Genomic DNA, 16,747 nt, shown 5'->3' on the forward strand with positions numbered 1-16,747 from the left:
CGGCGGGGCGCGTTACTCGCGGACGGGTGCGGGGTGGCGGCGGATGGTCGCGCTGACCAGTGCCGCGACAGCGCAGAGGCCGGCGGCGGCGAACCACGCGACCGTGTACTGGCCGGTGTGGTCGCGCACGAGCCCGGCGAGGATCGAGGCGATGCCCGCACCGATCTGGTGAGCCGCGAACACCCAGCCGAACACCAGCGGGCCGCGGTCGCCGAACACCTCGCGGCACAGCGCGATCGTCGGCGGCACCGTGGCGACCCAGTCGAGGCCGTAGATCACGATGAACACGATGATGCTGGGCTGCACCTCGGCCGACAGCAGGCTGGGCAGGAACAGCAGGCTCACCCCGCGCAGGGCGTAGTACGCGGCGAGCAGGATGCGCGGGTTGACGCGGTCGGTCAGCCAGCCGGAGAACACGGTGCCCGCGATGTCGAAGATCCCGACCACGGCCAGGAGTCCGGCGGCTGTCGTGGTCGGCATGCCGTGGTCGTGTGCGCTGGGGATGAAGTGCGTGCCGATCAGGCCGTTCGTGGTCGCGCCGCAGATCGCGAAGCCGATCGCGAGTGCCCAGAACGTCTTGGTGCGGGCGGCCTCGCGGAGCGTGCGGATGGCGAGGGCAGCGGCACCCCAGGCGTTGCCGCGGGGCAGGGGTGCCGGTGGGGAGGCGGGCGCGGGCTCGCCGTAGCGTCCGACGCCGAGGTCGCTCGGGCGGTTGCGCACGAAGATCCACACCAGGGGTGCGACCGCGAGCGCGCCGCCCGCGATGATGAACGACGCCCCGCGCCAGCCGATGTCCTCCGCCGCGGCCGCGATGACCGGCAGGAAGATCAGCTGCCCGGTGGCGCTGCCCGCGGTGAGCACGCCGGACACGAGACCGCGGCGCGTCGCGAACCAGGTGTCGGTGATGGTCGCGGCGAACACGAGCGCCATCGATCCGGTGCCGAGTCCGATCAGCACGCCCCACGTGAGGATGAGCTGGGCGGGGGTGGCGACGAGCACGCTCAGGGCGGCGCCCGCACCGATCACGAACAGGGCGGTGACGGTGACCGCGCGGATGCCGAAGCGTTGCATGAGCGCGGCCGCGAAGGGGGCGATCAGCCCGTACAGCAGCAGGTTGACGGAGACCGCGAGCGACAGCTCGGCCGTCGTCCAGCCGAACTCCTCCTCCAGCGGCACCATGAGCACGCCCGGCGCCGCCCGGAACCCCGCGGCGCCGATCAGGGCGATGAGGGCGACGAGGGCGACCGTCCAGGCGGGGTGGAGGCGGCGACGGCGTGCGGGTGGGTCCTGTACGGGCTCGTCGACGGACTCGGCGGTCATGCGTTCGCTCCGGTGTGCAGCGCGAACGGCTCGCCGCCCATGCTGCGCCGGGCCCACCGGGTGCTGTGCGCGTCGAGCGGGGCGTCGCAGTGCGCGCACCAGTCCACGGAGACGGCGGTGTCACCGCAGCGCGCGCACGAGACCTCGAGCCCCCAGGGGCCGTCCGGGTCGGTCGTGCGGCTGAAGCGGGCGTACGCGTGGAGGATCGGCAGCGTCGCCAGTCCGGCGTCGGTCAGGCGGTAGCCGCTGCGAGCCTCGCTCGGGTCTTCGCGGGTCAGGAGCCCGGCGTCGTGCATGGCGGTGAGCCGGCGCGACAGCACGGAGTCGGCGGCACCGGTGGCCGCGCGCAGCTCGTCGAAGCGGGTGCGGCCGGAGAACAGTTCGCGCAGCAGGAGCAGGACCCAGGGGTCGGCGAGCACGTCGGCCGAGCGGGCGATCGGGCACGTCGCGGACGACCAGTCGGAACGGAGGGGCATGCCGTCACTTTCTTGAAGAAAGTCGGCGGTGTCAAGCCGATCCCCGCAGAACGGCAGGATTCGCGCGACCCCTGTCGCAACCGCTCCCTCCCGCCGGGCCGCGCGCTACTCGGCGACGCGGGCGGCGATGTCGCTGCGGAAGTGCGCGCCCTCGAGTCGGATGCGCGCGATCGCGTCGTACGCGCGGTCGCGCGCCGTGCGGAAGTCCGGGGCGACGGCGACCACGTTCAGCACGCGGCCGCCCGTGGCGATGAGGGAGCCTCCGGGCGCGTCGGGGCTCGCGGTCGCGGCGTGCACCAGGCGCACACCCTCGACCTCGGCCGCCGCGTCCAGGCCCTCGATCGGACGGCCGGTCTGCGGCGACTCCGGGTAGCCCTCGCTCGCGAGGACCACGGTGATGGCGGCGTCGTCACGGAACTCCGGCTCCGGCTGATCCTCGAGCGTGCCCGAGGCCGCGGCGAACAGCAACTGCGACAGCGGGGTCTGCAGCCGCGGCAGCACGACCTGCGTCTCGGGGTCGCCGAAGCGCGCGTTGAACTCGATCACCCGCACGCCGTTCGGGGTGAGGATGAGCCCGGCGTACAGCAGCCCGATGAACGGCGTGCCCTCCGCGTCGAGCTGCCGGACCACGGGGAGCGCCACGTCGCGCGTGACCTCCTCGACGAAGGCCTGCTCGCTGCCGAACTGCTCCGCGAGCCACGGCAGCGGGGAGTACGCGCCCATGCCGCCCGTGTTGGGACCGGCGTCGCCGTCGAACGCGCGCTTGAAGTCCTGCGCGGGGCTGAGCGCCCGCACGGTGTCGCCGTCGCTCAGGAAGAACAGCGACACCTCGGGACCGGACAGGAACTCCTCCACGAGCACGGGCCCGGCGGGAAGGTACTGCGCGGCGTGCGCGAGCGCCTCGGCGCGGTCGTCCGTCACGATCACGCCCTTGCCCGCGGCGAGCCCGTCGGCCTTGACCACGTACGGGGCGCCCAGGTCGTCGAACGCGGCCTCGACCTCAGCGGTCGTCGCGGCACGCACGGCCCGCCCGGTCGGCACGCCCGCGGCGTCCATGACCCGCTTGGCGAACGACTTCGACCCCTCCAGCTGCGCCGCGGCCCTGCCCGGTCCGAACACGGGGATGCCGCGCTCTCGGAGCTCGTCGGCGACACCGGCGACCAGCGGCGCCTCCGGCCCGATCACGACGAGGTCGACCGCGTGCTCGTTCGCGAACGCCGTGACCGCGGCCGCGTCGAGCGGGTCGACCGACACGGGCGTCGCGTCGTGCGCGATGCCGGCGTTGCCCGGGGCGACGACGATCTCGTGCTCCACCTCCTCTGCGCGGAGGGCGAGGATGATCGCGTGCTCACGGGCACCGGAACCGAGGACGAGGATCTTCACCCGTCCAGCCTACCGAGGCCGGTACGGCGGGTTTCGGCCGCCCGCGCGTCACAGCTCGATGGGCCGCTCCACGGTCGCATCCCACGGCACCGTCCAGCCGGTGGCGTCGAACAGGGCATCGAGCACCATGGCCGTGAACCCCCACACGATGGTGCCGTCCACGTCGAACGCCGGGCCGCGGAACGTGCGGCCCATCCGCGACAGCGTCGAGGTGAACCGGGTCGCGGGGTCGAGCAGCTGGGCCACCGGCACGCGGAACACCTCGACGGTCTCCGCATGATCGACGGCGACGACCCGCGACGGCGACTGCCACCAGGCGAGCACGGGCGTGACGAGGTGGTTGCTCGCGGCGAGCGGGATGACCGGGAGGGTCGACAGCACCTCGACCCCCGCGGGGTCGAGCCCTGTCTCCTCCTCGGCCTCGCGCAGGGCGGTGGCCACGGCATCCGCGTCGGTCGGCTCGACGCGACCACCGGGGAACGATACCTGCCCGGGGTGGGACGACAGCGTGGGGGCGCGGCGCTGCAGCAGCACATCGAGGTCGCGCGAGACGGCGGCGTCGGCGGCGGGGGCCGGGGTGCGGTCGAGCACGCCGAACAGGATGAGCACGGCGGCGTCGTGCGCGGTGCGCGGGTCGGCGAGCGGGGGGATCGGCACGCCCCAGGAGTGATCCGTGGCGGCGGCGAGCAGCTCGGCGCGCGCGCCCTGGGGGTGCATGCTCATACCCCGAGCTTAGGCCGCGGCCGGGTGCGGGGGCCGCGGTTCTAGGGTGGAGCCATGGCGAGGAAGATCGACATCATCGACGGTCGTGCGGCGCTCGACGCCGTCCGGGCGGCGGAGGCGGCGGGCGAGAGGCCTCCGCGCACGTCGCTCGCGACCGCGGTGCGGTATCTGCTGCAGCTGCTCGACGAGAAGGCACCGGGCAACAGCGTCGAGGTGCGGGTGCCGCCGTTCGGGGCCGTGCAGGTGATCCAGGGCCCGCGGCACACCCGGGGCACCCCGCCGAACGTCGTGGAGATGGACGCGGCGACCTGGATCGCGGTCGCCACGGGGGCCGAGGCCTGGACCGCCGCGGCCGAGTCTGGTCGGGTGCACGCCTCCGGCACCAGGGCCGACCTCGCCGGGGTGCTGCCGCTGCGGCCCTAGCGTCGCGCGACCACGAGGGGTACGCCCGTGGCCGGGTGGGGGAACACGTCGACGGGTTGCCCGTAGACCTGCCCGATCCGGGAGGCCGTGAGCACCTCGGCCGGGGCTCCGCTGGCGGTGACGCGGCCGTCCGCGAGCAGGGTCACGCGGTCGGCGTGCGCGAGCGCGGCATTCAGGTCGTGCAGCACGATGGCCACCGCGGCCCCCTCGGCGGCGCGGGCGCGGAGGAGCCGCATGACGTCTTCGTGGTGCTTGAGGTCGAGGGCCGCGGTGGGCTCGTCCAGCAGCAGCACGCCGGTGCTCTGGGCGATCACCCGGGCCAGGGCCACGCGGGCGCGCTCGCCGCCGGAGAGGGAGGGCACCGCGCGAGGCCCGAGCGCCGTGACCTCGGTCTGCGTCATGGCGTCCGCGACGATCCGGTCGTCGTCGTCGGCCGCGGGGGTGCGCGCCCACGGGGTGCGGCCCATGCGCACGACCTGTTCCGCGGTGAACGGGAAGGTGACCGTGTTCTCCTGCAGCAGCACGGCCCGCTGCTGCGCGAGGGCACGCGGCCGCAGGTCTCGCAGCGGGCGGCCGTCGAGGAGCACCTCCCCGGAGGCGGGGGCGACGTCGCCCGCCAGCACGCCGAACAGGGTGGACTTGCCCGCGCCGTTCGGTCCGACGAGCGCGTGCACCTCGCCCGCGTGCACGTCGATCGAGGCGTCGTGGAGGATGGTGCGTCCCTCGCCCACGCGCACCGTGAGTCCGGTGCCCCGCAGCCGCGGCATCATGCCCACCCTCCCGAGCGACGGCGCGTGCGCACCAGCAGCCAGAGGAAGAACGGCCCGCCCACGAGGGAGGTGATCATGCCGATCGGAAGGTCGGCCAGGGGAACGGCCGTGCGGGCGACGAGGTCGGCGACCGCGATGAGCAGCGCGCCGCCGAGGGCCGAGGCGATCACGAGGGGCAGGTGTGCGGGTCCGATCATCATGCGCATGAGGTGCGGCACGACGAGGCCGGCGAAACCGATGATCCCGGCGAATGCGACCGCGGCGCACACCAGCAGTGCGACGGTCACGATGACCACGAGGCGCAGCAGCTCCACGCGCACGCCGAGGTGCCGGGCGGTGCGCTCGCCGAGGGCGAAGAGGTCGAGGCTCGGCGCGACGATCAGGGCGACCACGACGCCGATCGCGACGAGCGGCGCCACGAGCTGGATGTTCGACCAGAGGGCCCCGTTGAGCGACCCGAGCTGCCAGAACACGATCTGCTCGCGCGTCGGCGTGGTGCCGAGGAAGGTGAAGAACGCCATGCCCGCCCCGGCGATCGCGTTGATGGCGATGCCGGTGAGCAGCAGGGTCACGACCTCGGTGCGGCCGCCCGAGCGGCTGAGGAGGTACACGGAGAAGACCGCGACCAGCCCGCCCAGGAACGCGAACGCGGGGGTGGTCCACATGCCGAACGTGGCGAGGCCGAACGTGATGCTGGCCGCCGCACCGAGCGCCGCGCCCGACGAGACGCCCACCACGCCCGCGTCGGCGAGGGGGTTTCCGAAGATCGCCTGCATGAGCACGCCGGACACCGCGAGCGCGGCGCCCACGAGCAGGCCGAGCACCAGGCGCGGCAGTCGCAGGGTGTAGATCACGCCGTAGTCCGTGGCGGCGTCCGGCGCCCAGGCGGTGTCGATGCCGAGGCCCCGCAGCAGCACGCCCAGCAACGCCGTGGGCGACAGGTCGTACTGACCGCTGGTGATCGAGACGACGCACGTGACGGCGAGGGCGACGAGGAGCCCCGTGACGACCAGCCCGAAGCGCAGTCCGCGGTGCCGCGCCGGCGTGGGGGTGACGACCTCGCCGCTCACTGGGGCGGCTCGGCGGTGTACAGCGCGCGGGCGAGGGCGCCGATCACGTCGGCCGACCGGGGACCGAAGCTCAGGATCTCCGCGTCGGCCATGTCGATCACCCGGCGGTTCGCCCCGGCGGGGGTCTGTGCCACGGCGGGGATCCGTTCGATCAGCCCGTCGATGCCTCCCACGGACTCCAGGCCGTCGGTCATCATGACGAGCACGTCCGGCTGCGCGGCGACCAGGGCCTCCGCGGTCATCGGCTTCATGCCCTCCCAGCCGATCTCGGAGGCGACGTCGACACCGCCGACCGCATCGATGAGCGAGTCCGCCCCCGAGTCCGCGCCGAAGATGTAGTAGACGTTGGCGCTGCCGCGCACGTAGAGGAACAGCATGCGGGCGCGGTCCTCTGGTGCGGCCGGGGTCACCTGCGCGATCTCGCCGAGCACGGACGCCACCCGCGCATCGAGGCGCTCGATCAGCTCGGCGCCGCGGCTGGGCACCCCGAGCGCGGCGGCGATCTCGGTGACGAGCGCATCGGTGGTATCGAGGCGGCGGTCGCCCGAGATGACGACGACCGCGATCCCGGCGTCCCGGAGCTGCTGGCGGACTTCCTTCGGGCCGATCGTGGTGTCGGTGAGGATGACGGTGGGAGCGAGCCCGAGGATCGCCTCGGGGTTGAGCGTGTGGCCGGTCTTCGTGACCACGGGCAGCTCCTCGGTGCCGGGGAACAGCGTCGAGGAGTCGCGGCCGACCACCTGGTCGCCCAGGCCGAGCGCGAACACCGTGGACGCGATGGTGCCGGAGATGTCGATCGGGAGGATGCGGTCGACGTCGGTCACCTCGACCGTCCGACCCTCGCTGTCGGTCACCGTCACGGGCAGCTGGGGCGCGGTGCGGTCGTCGACCGGGGTGATCGCGTGGCTGGCGAGGCAGGCGGTCGCGGGACCCGTGGCGGTGCGGACGTCGTCCACGAGGTCGAGCTCGGTGAGGGGGACCGAGGCCTGAGGGCAGGTGTCGTCGACGGCCGGCGGGGCCGCGGCGGTGGCGTCGGGGTCGGCGCAGGCGGCGAGTCCGACGGCGAGAGCGGCAGCCAGGACGAGGGCGGAGAGGCGTCGCATTAGGCAAGGCTATCCTAAAACTTGACGCTGTCGTGGCGAGCGCCCTACGCTCGGGATCGACGGCTTACTTAGCTGAGCCTAACCAATATTCCATCCTCGCCCGACTGCCCGTGCGGCCTCGCCGGAGCGCTCCCGAGCGCGCCCGGCGGCCGTGGAGAATCGTGAACGACACAGCCATCGCATCCCCCGGGAGCCCGCGCCTGCGCGCCCTGCTCGCCGCCCTGATCTCCGTCCTCCTCATCGCCGCCGGGGCGGTGATCGTCCCACCCGCGCACGCCGCCGGCGGAACCGTGACCCCCACCGTCACCTCCGCAGACACCGCCGGTCTCTCCGTGCAGGTGCAGGCGAGCGGTCTGCCCGACGTGACCGGCGCCTACGCCGCGCTCATCGTGAAGGGCACCGAGAGCGGTCTGACCGGGTCCGGCGGCTACGCCGCGTTCGCGCTGCCGTTCCCGCGCGTGGAGGGCGGCGCGAGCAGCTTCGCCCTCACCGCCGCCGTGGGATCGCTCGACCGCACGAAGGCGTACGAGGTGCTCGTGTGGCAGCAGCACTCCAACCCGAACGAGACGACCATCTACGGCCGCGGCGACGTGGCGATCTCGGCGGCACAGTGGGACGCGCTGTTCGGCACCACGCCGACCGATCCCGGTGAGACCGACCCGGGCACCGATCCCGGGGAGACCGACCCGGGCACCGATCCCGGTGAGACCGACCCGGGAGAGACGGACCCCGGTGAGACCGACCCGGGCACCGATCCCGGTGAGACCGACCCGGGCACCGACCCCGGCGAGACCGACCCCGGCGAGACCGACCCGGGCGAGACGGATCCGGGTACCGATCCGGGTACCGATCCCGGCGAGGGCGAGCCGTCCGCGGCGATCGAGGTGTTCCTCGCCGACGGCGTGACCCCCGCGACCGGCGTCGCGCTCAGGGCCGGTGACCGGATCGTCGTGAAGGGCAGCGGCTACGACCCGACCGCGAACGTCGGCGGGCGCGGCGTGCCCATCCCCGCACACCTGCCGCAGGGCACCTACGTGGTGTTCGGCAACTTCGGCGCGGACTGGCAGCCGTCCACGGGCGCCGCGTCGTCGACACGCTCCGTCGGTGCCCAGGCCTGGGCGCTCGCCGAGGGTGTGCTGGACCAGGTGCCCGCGCAGTATCAGGGCGCGATCCGTGCGCAGTGGGTCGACATCTCCGCCGACGGCTCGTTCCAGGTGACGCTCACCCTGAAGGACACGCCCGCGACCCCCGGCTCCTACGGCGTCTACACCTATGCGGCAGGTGGTGTGCGCAACGCCGACCAGGAGCGCAGCGTCGCCCTGGACTACCGCATCGCCCCCACGCTCACCGCGTCGGTGGAGTCCGCCACCGCGAAGGACGGCCTGACCGTCACGGCAGCCGCGGCGAAGCTCGGCGCGGTCACCGGCGCATACGTGGCGCTCATCGAGGCGGGGACCGAGGCCGACGTCACGGCCGGCGGCGGCTTCCTCGCGATGCAGTACGTGCGGAACATCGACGCCGGTGCGTTCACGGTCGACCTGAACACCGCCGCGAAGAACCTCGACCGCACCCAGACCTACGAGGTGATCGTGTGGAAGCAGCACACGATGCCGAACGACGCCACGATCCACGCGCGCGCCGCGGTCACGATCACCGACGCGCAGTGGACGGCGCTGCTCGGCGACGAGCCGGAGGAGCCGACGGAGCCGAAGCCGCCCGTGACGCCGACGACGCCGGTGAGCGTGCCGGGCGGCTCGCTGCGCTGGGCCATCTCCACGTCGTTCGCGAATTACGTCGCCGGTCCCATCGCGCAGGGCGCCATCCAGGTGTCCGGCGGCGCGACGCGCTCCGGCGGACAGTTCCAGTTCGGGCAGACCGTCGGCGGCGACTACGACGCGAGCACCGGCCTCGGCAGCGTGGTCTACCGCGGCGCCGTGCGCTTCACCGGTCACCACGGCGTGCTCGACGTCACGGTCTCCGACCCCGTGGTGCGGGTGACCTCGGCGGGAGCAGCGACGGTGTACGTGACCAGCGGCGGCGCCCAGGTGCCGTTCGCGACGCTCGACCTGACGCGCGCGGCCCGGATCACGGCGAACGGAGCCGTGACCTACTCGGGCGCCCCCGCCACGCTGACGGCTACCGGTCGTGACCGCGTGCTGGCGGGCTACTCCACCACGCTCGACCCGGTCACGTTCACGATCGGCTCGGCCGCCGCGGCACCCTCGGGGTCGACCGGCACCGTCGCCGCCGCCGCGGTCGTGAAGCGGGCAGCGCTCCCCGCGACCCCGCCGGCGAGCGAGGGCATCGATGTCGACGAGCAGAACCTCGCCGCGCTCGTGTCCGGGCAGCCGGCCACCGTCACCGCCTCCGGGTTCCGCCCCAACGAGGAGGGCATCAAGGTCGTGGTGTACTCCACGCCCGTGCTGCTCGACACCGTGACCGCCGATGCCTCGGGTGTTGCGACCTGGTCGGGCGCCCTGCCCGCCGCGCTCGAGGACGGCGCGCACACGCTCACGTTCCAGGGGTCGGTCGACCGCGGTCTCGCGTTCACCCTCGCTCGCGCGACCGCCGCGATCGGCACGTGCACGGTCGAGGGGGCGACGCTGAACTGGGGGTACAAGGAGTCGTTCCGCACCTACATCGAGGGCATTGCGAAGGGTGGCTGGACCCTGACCGACGTGGCCTACCGTTACCCCGACTTCGTGTGGGAGAACGGTGCGGGCTCGCTCGACGGCACCGCGCTCACCGGGCTCGTCACCTACGGGGGCAGCATCGCGTTCACGGGTCACGACGGTGCGCTGAACACGACGCTCGGGAACGCCAGGGTCGAGCTCGCGGGCGACACCGGCTACCTGGTGTTCGACGTGACCGGCACCACGCAAGCCGGGGAGAGCGTCGACCAGCAGGGCGTGCGACTCGCGGAGTTCCCGCTCGCGGACGCCGCGGTCGTCGACGGCGCGCTCCGGCTGGACGCGGTGGCCACGACGCTCACCGAGGCGGGGGCCGCGGCCTTCGGCACGTATCAGGCGGGGGAGCAGCTCGACCCGGTGACCGCCGTGATCACCGTCGACACCGCGTGCGGCACGGCCGTGGCGGAGGAGCCGGAGGCGGACGCGGAGGCGAGCGCGGCGGTCACCGCGGTGACGGAGCCGGCCGACACGGAGGGTGCACCGGTCTGGCCGTGGATCGTCGGCGGCCTCGTCGTCGTGGCGCTCGCCGCCGGAGGAGGCGTGCTGATCGCCCGCCGCAGCCGCACGGCACAGGCCGAGCCGGAGACCACCGAGGTCTGAGCCGCGGACGCACCCGCCCTCTCCCGGACGAGCGGGGGAGGGCGGGTGCGCAGGGGCCGGGTGCCCGACCCGCCCGGACGGTGGGACAATGGAGACATGGCCCCCCAGGATTCCCACCAGACCGTCGAAGCGACCGTGCGCCGTGTGCCGCGGTACGGCGTGCTCATGGGCATCGGGGTCGTGCTCGGGGTCGTCGTCGCGGGCGTCCTCACCATGATGGGCAGCTACGACGAGTCGCAGGCGCTCGACGTGGTGTATCCCCCCGGTCAGGTGTTCGGGTTCCTGCTGCTGTGGACCGTGCCGATCGGTCTCGCGCTCGGCGGGGTCGCCGGCCTCGTGCTGGAGCGGGTCGCGCGTCGCCACGACCGCGTCGTGAAGGTCGACCGCGAGACCGTCGTCGACGGCGAGGACTGAGCTCAGGCCAGCTCGGCGATCACGGGCCGGATGGCCGCGTCGAACGCCACCACGTCACGCCGCAGGCCGTCGGTCACCGCGACCGACAGTGCCCCGATCCACCAGATGCCCCGCTGTGACAGCGGGAGCACCTGCACGTTCAGCTCGAACGAGTGGGCGCGCCGACCGATCTCCCGCTCGAACTCCGCGATCGCGCTCGCATAGGCGCGGTAGGCGTCGCCGCCGGTGTGGCTGGTCATGGCGCCGACGTAGCGGTCGTGCGCCGCGTGGGCGAAGCGCAGGGCGGTCGCGGCGTGCGGCCGGATCGCCGCGGCGAGCTCGTCGGCCCCGGTCGCGGGCAGCGCGACGAGCGTCTCGAACCCGTCGATGAGCTCGAGCGGCACCCCGGAGTGATGCGCCCGCGGCTCGACCGTCATGTCCCAGTAGTCGCGCCACTGCGCCTCGATGGCGGGCGAGGCGTCCACGGCATCCGGCGCTCGCACGGGGAGCTCCCGGAGGGTGGGCAGGTCCTCCGGCGCGCGGATGCCCAGCAGCTGCCGCAGGGCGAGCGCGACCAGCACGGGGACGCTCGCGTCCTCGCGGATGAGCCACTGCGGCTTGTCGGCCATGCGCCCATCGTAGGGGGCGGTGCGCCGGCCTCGGCGTCCTCGCACGGGTCCGGTGCCGGACCACGACACCGGGCTCCCCGGCTCTCTAGCCGGTCGGGGGCTCCGGGCGCAAGCCCGTTCTCCGACCGGCTCCGTCATGACAGGGTCATGATCATGAAACTCGTCTCCTACGCCGGGCAGCAGGTCGTCACGACGGACGACGTGGCGGACGCCCTGGTCACCCTGGCCGCCTCCCTCGCCAGCGAGGGCGAGTCCGCGGCCGTGCAGATCCCGATCCACGTGGACGGGGAGAAGGACAGCGCCGACCTGATCGTCGGCGTCGGGAACGACCTCCTGGTCGGTCCGCAGTCGTCGAACGGCGACGACCCGGACTTCTCCGCGGACGCGGCAGCCCTGCGCGAGCACCGTTTCTACCCGAAGCCGACGGCCGAGGACGGGGATGTCGACGACGACGGACTGCCGGCGATCGACCTCGACCTGGACCGCGGAGTCTGACGTGTCGCATCCGCAGACGCTCGACGTGCCCGAGGAGGGCGCCGCGCACACACCGTCGAAGGCGCTGTGGGCGTCGGTCGCGGACGGGTTCTACGTGGGCAGCCACGCCGGAACCTTCCTCGGCTACGTCGACCGCCAGCCCGGGGGCCTGTGGCGCGCCTTCGACTCCGCCTCGCAGATCATCGGCGACTTCACCGACCATCACACGGCCATCGCCGCGGTGACCGAGGCCATGACGGACGACACCGCTGCAGGGGGACACCTCGGATGACGATCGACCACGCGCTGCTCTCGCTCGTCTACTGCAGCACCGCCACCCGCGCGTTCGACGACGACGAGCTCGAGGCCCTGCTCGCCTCGAGCCGCGCGGCGAACCAGGCGCGGGAGATCACCGGTCTCCTCCTGTACCGCGAGGGCGAGTTCGTGCAGATCCTCGAGGGCGAGGAGGGCGTGGTCGAGGCGCTCATGACCCGCATCTCCGAGGATCCGCGTCACCACGACGTTCGGGTGCTCCTGCGCGAACCGCTGCACGAGCGCCGGTTCGCGGACTGGACGATGGGGTATCAGCCGATGGTGGCCGCCGAGCCGCGCCTGGCCGAGGGGTACCGCGACTCGTTCGACGATCTGCGCGTCGGCGACCACGACATGATCGGCCGGGCGCTCATGGAGCTCACGATGTGGTTCCGCGTGCGGCAGGCCGCGCAGCGGGCCGAGGCTCTGGAGATCCGGTAGGGCTGCGGGCGGTAGGCTGTTCGAGTGGCTGCCTCCCCCACCAACCCCTATTCCGAAGCCGGTGTCGATACCGCTGCCGGCGATCTCGCGGTCGAGCTGATGAAGTCGTCCGTGCGCGCGACGCACGGACCCGAAGTGCTCGGCGGCGTCGGCGGTTTCGCCGGCCTCTTCGACGCGAGCGCGCTGCGCGACTTCCGGCGTCCGCTGCTGGCGACCAGCACCGACGGCGTCGGCACCAAGGTCGCGATCGCGCAGGCCATCGACAAGCACGACACGATCGGGCAGGACCTGGTCGGGATGGTCGTCGACGACATCGTCGTGGTGGGTGCGAAGCCCCTCTTCATGACCGACTACATCGCGTGCGGCAAGGTCGTGCCCGAGCGCATCGCCGACATCGTCCGCGGCATCGCCGGGGCGTGCGCGGCCACCGGCACCGCGCTGGTCGGTGGCGAGACGGCCGAGCACCCCGGACTGCTCGGACCGCGCGACTACGACGTGGCGGGAGCAGCGACCGGCGTGGTCGAGGCGGATGCGATCCTCGGCGCCGAGCGCGTGCAGGACGGTGATGCGGTGATCGCGGTCGCCTCCAGCGGCCTGCACTCCAACGGCTACTCGCTCGTGCGTCACATCATCACGGGCGCCGGCATCTCGTACGCCGACACCGCCGCCGACTTCGGCACCACGTGGGGCGAGGCCCTGCTGGAGCCCACCCGCCTGTACACGCTGCCGCTGCTGCGCCTGATCGAGCAGCTCGCGGGTGGCGTGCACGCCCTGAGCCACGTGACCGGCGGCGGCATCGCGGCGAACCTCGCGCGCGTGCTCCCGCAGGGCAGCTGGGCCGAGGTCGACCGCGGCACGTGGTCGCCCAGCCCGGTGTTCCGCGTGCTGAGCGACATCGCCGGGTCGACGCTGGAGTCGGCCGAGGGCACCTGGAACCTGGGCGTCGGCTTCCTCGCGGTGGTCGCCGGCGACAAGAAAGACGCGGCGATCGCGGCGCTGGACGCCGAGGGCATGCCCGCGTGGCAGGTCGGCACCGTCGGCTTCGGCCCGCGGCCGACCGGCGAGTTCGAGCAGGGCGCCAAGGGCGTCGACGGTGGAGCGGTGCGCCTGGTTGGCGCCTACGCGGACGGAGCGAAGTAACACCCCATGTGCGGCATCGTCGGAATGGTGGGGACAGCCCCGGTCAATCAGGACATCTACGACGCGCTCCTGCTGCTGCAGCATCGCGGGCAGGACGCGACGGGCATCGCCACGGCGGAGGCCAACGGCGTGATGCACAACGCGAAGGCGCAGGGCATGGTGCGCGAGGCGTTCCGCACCCGCGACATGCGCGCGCTGCTCGGCAACGTCGGCCTCGGCCACGTGCGCTACGCCACCAAGGGCACCGCGTCGAGCGAGGAGGAGATGCAGCCGTTCTACGTGAACGCGCCGTACGGCATCATCCTCATCCACAACGGCAACCTCACGAACACCCGCGAGCTCACGGCCGAGATGGCGAAGCGCGACCGCCGCCACCTGAACTCGTCGAGCGACACCGAGCTGCTGCTCAATGTGCTCGCGGGCGAGCTGCAGGCCACCACGTCGACGGTCGACCTCGACCCGGAGCGCATCTTCGAGGCGGTCGCCCGCACCCACGAGCGCATCGAGGGCGCCTACGCGGTGATCGCGGTGATCGCGGGCTACGGTCTGCTGGCGTTCCGCGACCCGTTCGGCATCCGGCCGCTGATCCTGGGCCGCCGTCCGTCGACCGTGCCCGGCGCCGAGGGACGCGACGAGTGGGTCGTGGCGAGCGAGTCGCTGGTGCTGGAGAACGGCGACTACGAGGTCGTGCGCGAGGTCGAGCCCGGCGAGGCCGTGTTCATCACGAACGACGGCGAGCTGTTCACGCGGCAGTGCGCCACGGAGACGCACCTCGCGCCGTGCGCGTTCGAGTACGTGTACCTCGCCCGCCCCGACTCGATCATGAACGGCATCTCGGTCTACGAGTCGCGCCTGCGCATGGGCGACAAGCTGGCCGACACGATCGCCAAGCACGTGCCGATGGACAAGATCGACGTGGTCATGCCCATCCCCGACTCCTCGCGCCCGGCCGCGATGGAGGTGGCCCGCAAGCTCGGCATCGAGTACCGCGAGGGCTTCTACAAGAACCGCTATGTGGGCCGCACGTTCATCATGCCGGGGCAGGCGGTGCGCAAGAAGAGCGTGCGCCAGAAGCTCAACGCGATGTCGGCCGAGTTCCAGGGCAAGAACGTGCTGCTGATCGACGACTCGATCGTGCGCGGCACCACGTCGAAGGAGATCATCCAGATGGCCCGCGACGCCGGCGCCTCCTCGGTGACCTTCGCCTCGGCGGCCCCGCCCGTGCGGCACCCGCACGTGTACGGCATCAACATGCCGTCGCGGCACGAGCTGATCGCGCACGGCCGCACGATCCCCGAGATCGCGGAGGAGCTGGGCTGCGACCACCTGGTGTACCAGGAGGTCGACGACCTGAAGGCCGCGATCACCGAGGGCTCCGTGCTGGAGGATCTCGACATGAGCTGCTTCGACGGCCGGTACGTCACCGGCACCGTCACCGACGAATACCTCGCCTGGGTGGAGGGGTCGCAGACCTCATGACGGCGCCGAGCGCGCGACCGCTCTGGAAGGGTCGGGCTCTCGCGCTGGTCGGGATCGTGCTGGTCGCGTTCTCGCTGCGGTCCGCGGTCGCCTCGCTGTCTCCCGTGCTCGACCACGTCGCGGAGGACTTCCCGGTCTCGTCCGTGATCGTGGGGCTGATCGGGGCGGCGCCGCCGGTGTGCTTCGCGCTGTTCGGCCTGCTGACGCCGCTGTTCGAGCGTCGGTTCGGCCTGGAGCGGATGGCCGTCGTGGCGATCGTGCTGATGGCGGCCGGGATGCTGCTGCGCGGTCTGGCCCCGGACTCGTGGAGCCTGCTCGCGGCGACGGCCGTGGTGTTCGCGGGGGTCGGTTCGGGCAACGTGCTGCTGCCGCCGCTGGTGAAGAAGTACTTCGCCGACCGTCTCGGCGTCATGATGACCGCGTACTCGACCACGCTCGCGGTCTCCACGTTCCTGCCGCCGCTGGTCGCGGTGCCCGTGGCCGACTCGCTCGGCTGGCGCATCTCCCTCGGCATGTGGGGCGTGGTGGCGGCGCTGGCGCTCGTGCCCTGGGTCACGCTGCTGGTGCGCACGCGCGGGGAGCGCGATCGTCCGATGCCCACCGAGCTCCTGACGCCCGACCCGACCGACGGCGTGGACGATGTGCGCGACGCGGTCGCCGCCTCGACCGGACCGATCACGACCCAGTCGGCGAGCCCGCGCGTGTTCGGGCGGCTCTGGCGGCTGCCGCTGGCGTGGGCCCTCGCGCTCGTGTTCGGCACCTCGTCGACCATGGCGTACGTGGCGTTCGCGTGGCTGCCGACGATCCTGGTCGACCTGGGTGGCGTCAGCCCGGCGACCGGGGGCTTCCTGCTGTCGCTGTTCGCTCTGGTCGGGCTGCCCTGCTCGATGCTGGTGCCCGTGCTCGTGGTGCGGTTCCAGGCGACGCGGCCGCTGTTCCTGGTGGCGGTCGCGGCCGGACTGGTGGGGCTGCTCGGGCTGCTGCTCCTGCCGACCGTGGCGCTGCCGCTGTGGGTGGCGATCTTCGGCCTCACGGCCATCATGTTCCCGCTGAGCCTGGTGCTGCTGAGCATCCGTGCCCGCACGCCCGAGAGCGCCGTCGCGCTGAGCGGCTTCGTGCAGAGCATCGGCTATGCGATCGCGGCTGTCTTCCCGCTGCTGGTGGGGTTGCTGCATGAGACGACCGGCGGGTGGCAGGTGCCGCTGCTGGTCGTCGCCGCGGTGCTCGTGGTGTCGATCCCCGCGGGTATCGTCGCCGGTCGCCGCCGCACGATCGAAGACGAGTGGGAGCGCCGGCACGGCCGCTGGTGACGAGGGCCGCG

At 72.8% G+C, this 16,747-nt stretch carries 17 protein-coding genes; 9 read left to right on the top strand and 8 right to left on the bottom strand.

Annotated features, from left to right (window positions below):
- Positions 1 to 12 precede the first annotated feature (12 nt).
- The 4 genes from KV394_RS07345 to KV394_RS07360 all read right to left on the bottom strand — a co-directional run bounded on the left by KV394_RS07345 (position 13) and on the right by KV394_RS07360 (position 3,902).
- Positions 13 to 1,320 (bottom strand): MFS transporter, encoded by a 1,308-nt coding sequence (locus tag KV394_RS07345; RefSeq protein WP_136037308.1) that lies wholly within the window; start codon positions 1,318 to 1,320, stop codon positions 13 to 15.
- Positions 1,317 to 1,796 (bottom strand): winged helix-turn-helix transcriptional regulator, encoded by a 480-nt coding sequence (locus KV394_RS07350; RefSeq protein ID WP_136032833.1) that lies wholly within the window; start codon positions 1,794 to 1,796, stop codon positions 1,317 to 1,319. Before KV394_RS07350 ends, KV394_RS07345 begins: the two co-directional genes overlap by 4 nt.
- Positions 1,797 to 1,901: 105 nt before the next feature.
- Positions 1,902 to 3,179, bottom strand: a complete 1,278-nt coding sequence (purD, locus tag KV394_RS07355; RefSeq protein ID WP_247982693.1) for a phosphoribosylamine--glycine ligase — start codon at positions 3,177 to 3,179, stop codon at positions 1,902 to 1,904.
- Between the two features lie 48 nt (positions 3,180 to 3,227).
- Positions 3,228 to 3,902 carry an NUDIX hydrolase gene (locus tag KV394_RS07360; RefSeq protein ID WP_136032837.1) on the bottom strand — a complete coding sequence of 225 codons (675 nt, stop codon included), beginning with the start codon at positions 3,900 to 3,902 and terminating at the stop codon, positions 3,228 to 3,230.
- Positions 3,903 to 3,956: 54 nt separating this feature from the next.
- Between KV394_RS07360 and KV394_RS07365 the strand changes: the two genes are divergently transcribed.
- Positions 3,957 to 4,325: a sterol carrier family protein gene (locus KV394_RS07365; protein WP_136032839.1), complete on the top strand. Its 369-nt coding sequence runs from the start codon at positions 3,957 to 3,959 to the stop codon at positions 4,323 to 4,325.
- Here KV394_RS07365 and KV394_RS07370 read toward each other — a convergent pair.
- From KV394_RS07370 to KV394_RS07380, 3 genes are read right to left on the bottom strand one after another with little or no spacing between them, the layout of a single operon-like run.
- Entirely contained in the window at positions 4,322 to 5,095 is a 774-nt protein-coding gene (locus KV394_RS07370; RefSeq protein WP_247982694.1) for a heme ABC transporter ATP-binding protein, read from the bottom strand. The genes KV394_RS07365 and KV394_RS07370 overlap by 4 nt on opposite strands.
- Positions 5,092 to 6,165 carry a FecCD family ABC transporter permease gene (locus tag KV394_RS07375; RefSeq protein WP_247982695.1) on the bottom strand — a complete coding sequence of 358 codons (1,074 nt, stop codon included), beginning with the start codon at positions 6,163 to 6,165 and terminating at the stop codon, positions 5,092 to 5,094. Before KV394_RS07375 ends, KV394_RS07370 begins: the two co-directional genes overlap by 4 nt.
- Positions 6,162 to 7,268 (bottom strand): heme/hemin ABC transporter substrate-binding protein, encoded by a 1,107-nt coding sequence (locus KV394_RS07380; protein WP_136045918.1) that lies wholly within the window; start codon positions 7,266 to 7,268, stop codon positions 6,162 to 6,164. Before KV394_RS07380 ends, KV394_RS07375 begins: the two co-directional genes overlap by 4 nt.
- Before the next feature lie 161 nt (positions 7,269 to 7,429).
- Here KV394_RS07380 and KV394_RS07385 point away from each other — a divergent pair, with 161 nt between their 5' ends.
- Positions 7,430 to 10,558, top strand: coding sequence for an HtaA domain-containing protein (locus tag KV394_RS07385; RefSeq protein WP_247982696.1), 3,129 nt, complete (start codon positions 7,430 to 7,432; stop codon positions 10,556 to 10,558).
- A 96-nt stretch (positions 10,559 to 10,654) separates the two neighbouring features.
- Positions 10,655 to 10,972: a potassium transporter Trk gene (locus tag KV394_RS07390; protein WP_136036057.1), complete on the top strand. Its 318-nt coding sequence runs from the start codon at positions 10,655 to 10,657 to the stop codon at positions 10,970 to 10,972.
- Positions 10,973 to 10,974: 2 nt separating this feature from the next.
- On the opposite strand, the gene KV394_RS07395 is transcribed toward KV394_RS07390, so the two are convergent.
- A complete protein-coding gene (locus tag KV394_RS07395) occupies positions 10,975 to 11,580 on the bottom strand; it encodes a zinc-binding alcohol dehydrogenase (protein WP_136045920.1) in 606 nt (201 codons plus the stop codon).
- Positions 11,581 to 11,733: 153 nt separating this feature from the next.
- On the opposite strand from KV394_RS07395, the gene KV394_RS07400 reads away from it, so the two are divergent.
- Genes KV394_RS07400 through KV394_RS07425 form a run of 6 tightly spaced genes read left to right on the top strand, consistent with a single transcriptional unit; the run spans position 11,734 to position 16,736 of the window.
- Positions 11,734 to 12,075, top strand: coding sequence for a hypothetical protein (locus KV394_RS07400; protein WP_136029170.1), 342 nt, complete (start codon positions 11,734 to 11,736; stop codon positions 12,073 to 12,075).
- A gap of 1 nt (position 12,076) precedes the next feature.
- Positions 12,077 to 12,346, top strand: a complete 270-nt coding sequence (locus KV394_RS07405; protein WP_136036060.1) for a hypothetical protein — start codon at positions 12,077 to 12,079, stop codon at positions 12,344 to 12,346.
- A complete protein-coding gene (locus KV394_RS07410) occupies positions 12,343 to 12,807 on the top strand; it encodes a BLUF domain-containing protein (RefSeq protein ID WP_205812864.1) in 465 nt (154 codons plus the stop codon). Before KV394_RS07405 ends, KV394_RS07410 begins: the two co-directional genes overlap by 4 nt.
- Before the next feature lie 24 nt (positions 12,808 to 12,831).
- Complete coding sequence (gene purM / locus KV394_RS07415) at positions 12,832 to 13,947, top strand: phosphoribosylformylglycinamidine cyclo-ligase (protein WP_136036061.1); 1,116 nt, start codon at positions 12,832 to 12,834, stop codon at positions 13,945 to 13,947.
- A 6-nt stretch (positions 13,948 to 13,953) separates the two neighbouring features.
- Positions 13,954 to 15,426, top strand: a complete 1,473-nt coding sequence (gene purF / locus KV394_RS07420) for an amidophosphoribosyltransferase (RefSeq protein WP_136036062.1) — start codon at positions 13,954 to 13,956, stop codon at positions 15,424 to 15,426.
- On the top strand, positions 15,423 to 16,736 hold the full coding sequence (locus KV394_RS07425) for an MFS transporter (RefSeq protein ID WP_247982697.1): 1,314 nt from the start codon (positions 15,423 to 15,425) through the stop codon (positions 16,734 to 16,736). The genes purF and KV394_RS07425 overlap by 4 nt, the downstream gene beginning before the upstream one ends.
- The last annotated feature ends 11 nt before the right edge of the window (positions 16,737 to 16,747 follow it).

Source organism: Microbacterium sufflavum (assembly GCF_023101165.1).
GTDB classification, from domain to species: Bacteria; Actinomycetota; Actinomycetes; order Actinomycetales; family Microbacteriaceae; genus Microbacterium; species Microbacterium sufflavum.

Bases quoted from the DNA above. Each gene is read 5' to 3' on its own strand.
- KV394_RS07345 (WP_136037308.1), bottom strand. From the start codon at position 1,320: ATGACCGCCGAGTCCGTCGACGAGCCCGTACAGGACCCACCCGCACGC.
- KV394_RS07350 (WP_136032833.1), bottom strand. From the start codon at position 1,796: ATGCCCCTCCGTTCCGACTGGTCGTCCGCGACGTGCCCGATCGCCCGC.
- KV394_RS07360 (WP_136032837.1), bottom strand. From the start codon at position 3,902: ATGAGCATGCACCCCCAGGGCGCGCGCGCCGAGCTGCTCGCCGCCGCC.
- KV394_RS07365 (WP_136032839.1), top strand. From the start codon at position 3,957: ATGGCGAGGAAGATCGACATCATCGACGGTCGTGCGGCGCTCGACGCC.
- KV394_RS07370 (WP_247982694.1), bottom strand. From the start codon at position 5,095: ATGATGCCGCGGCTGCGGGGCACCGGACTCACGGTGCGCGTGGGCGAG.
- KV394_RS07380 (WP_136045918.1), bottom strand. From the start codon at position 7,268: ATGCGACGCCTCTCCGCCCTCGTCCTGGCTGCCGCTCTCGCCGTCGGA.
- KV394_RS07390 (WP_136036057.1), top strand. From the start codon at position 10,655: ATGGCCCCCCAGGATTCCCACCAGACCGTCGAAGCGACCGTGCGCCGT.
- KV394_RS07395 (WP_136045920.1), bottom strand. From the start codon at position 11,580: ATGGCCGACAAGCCGCAGTGGCTCATCCGCGAGGACGCGAGCGTCCCC.
- KV394_RS07400 (WP_136029170.1), top strand. From the start codon at position 11,734: ATGAAACTCGTCTCCTACGCCGGGCAGCAGGTCGTCACGACGGACGAC.
- KV394_RS07410 (WP_205812864.1), top strand. From the start codon at position 12,343: ATGACGATCGACCACGCGCTGCTCTCGCTCGTCTACTGCAGCACCGCC.
- purF (WP_136036062.1), top strand. From the start codon at position 13,954: ATGTGCGGCATCGTCGGAATGGTGGGGACAGCCCCGGTCAATCAGGAC.
- KV394_RS07425 (WP_247982697.1), top strand. From the start codon at position 15,423: ATGACGGCGCCGAGCGCGCGACCGCTCTGGAAGGGTCGGGCTCTCGCG.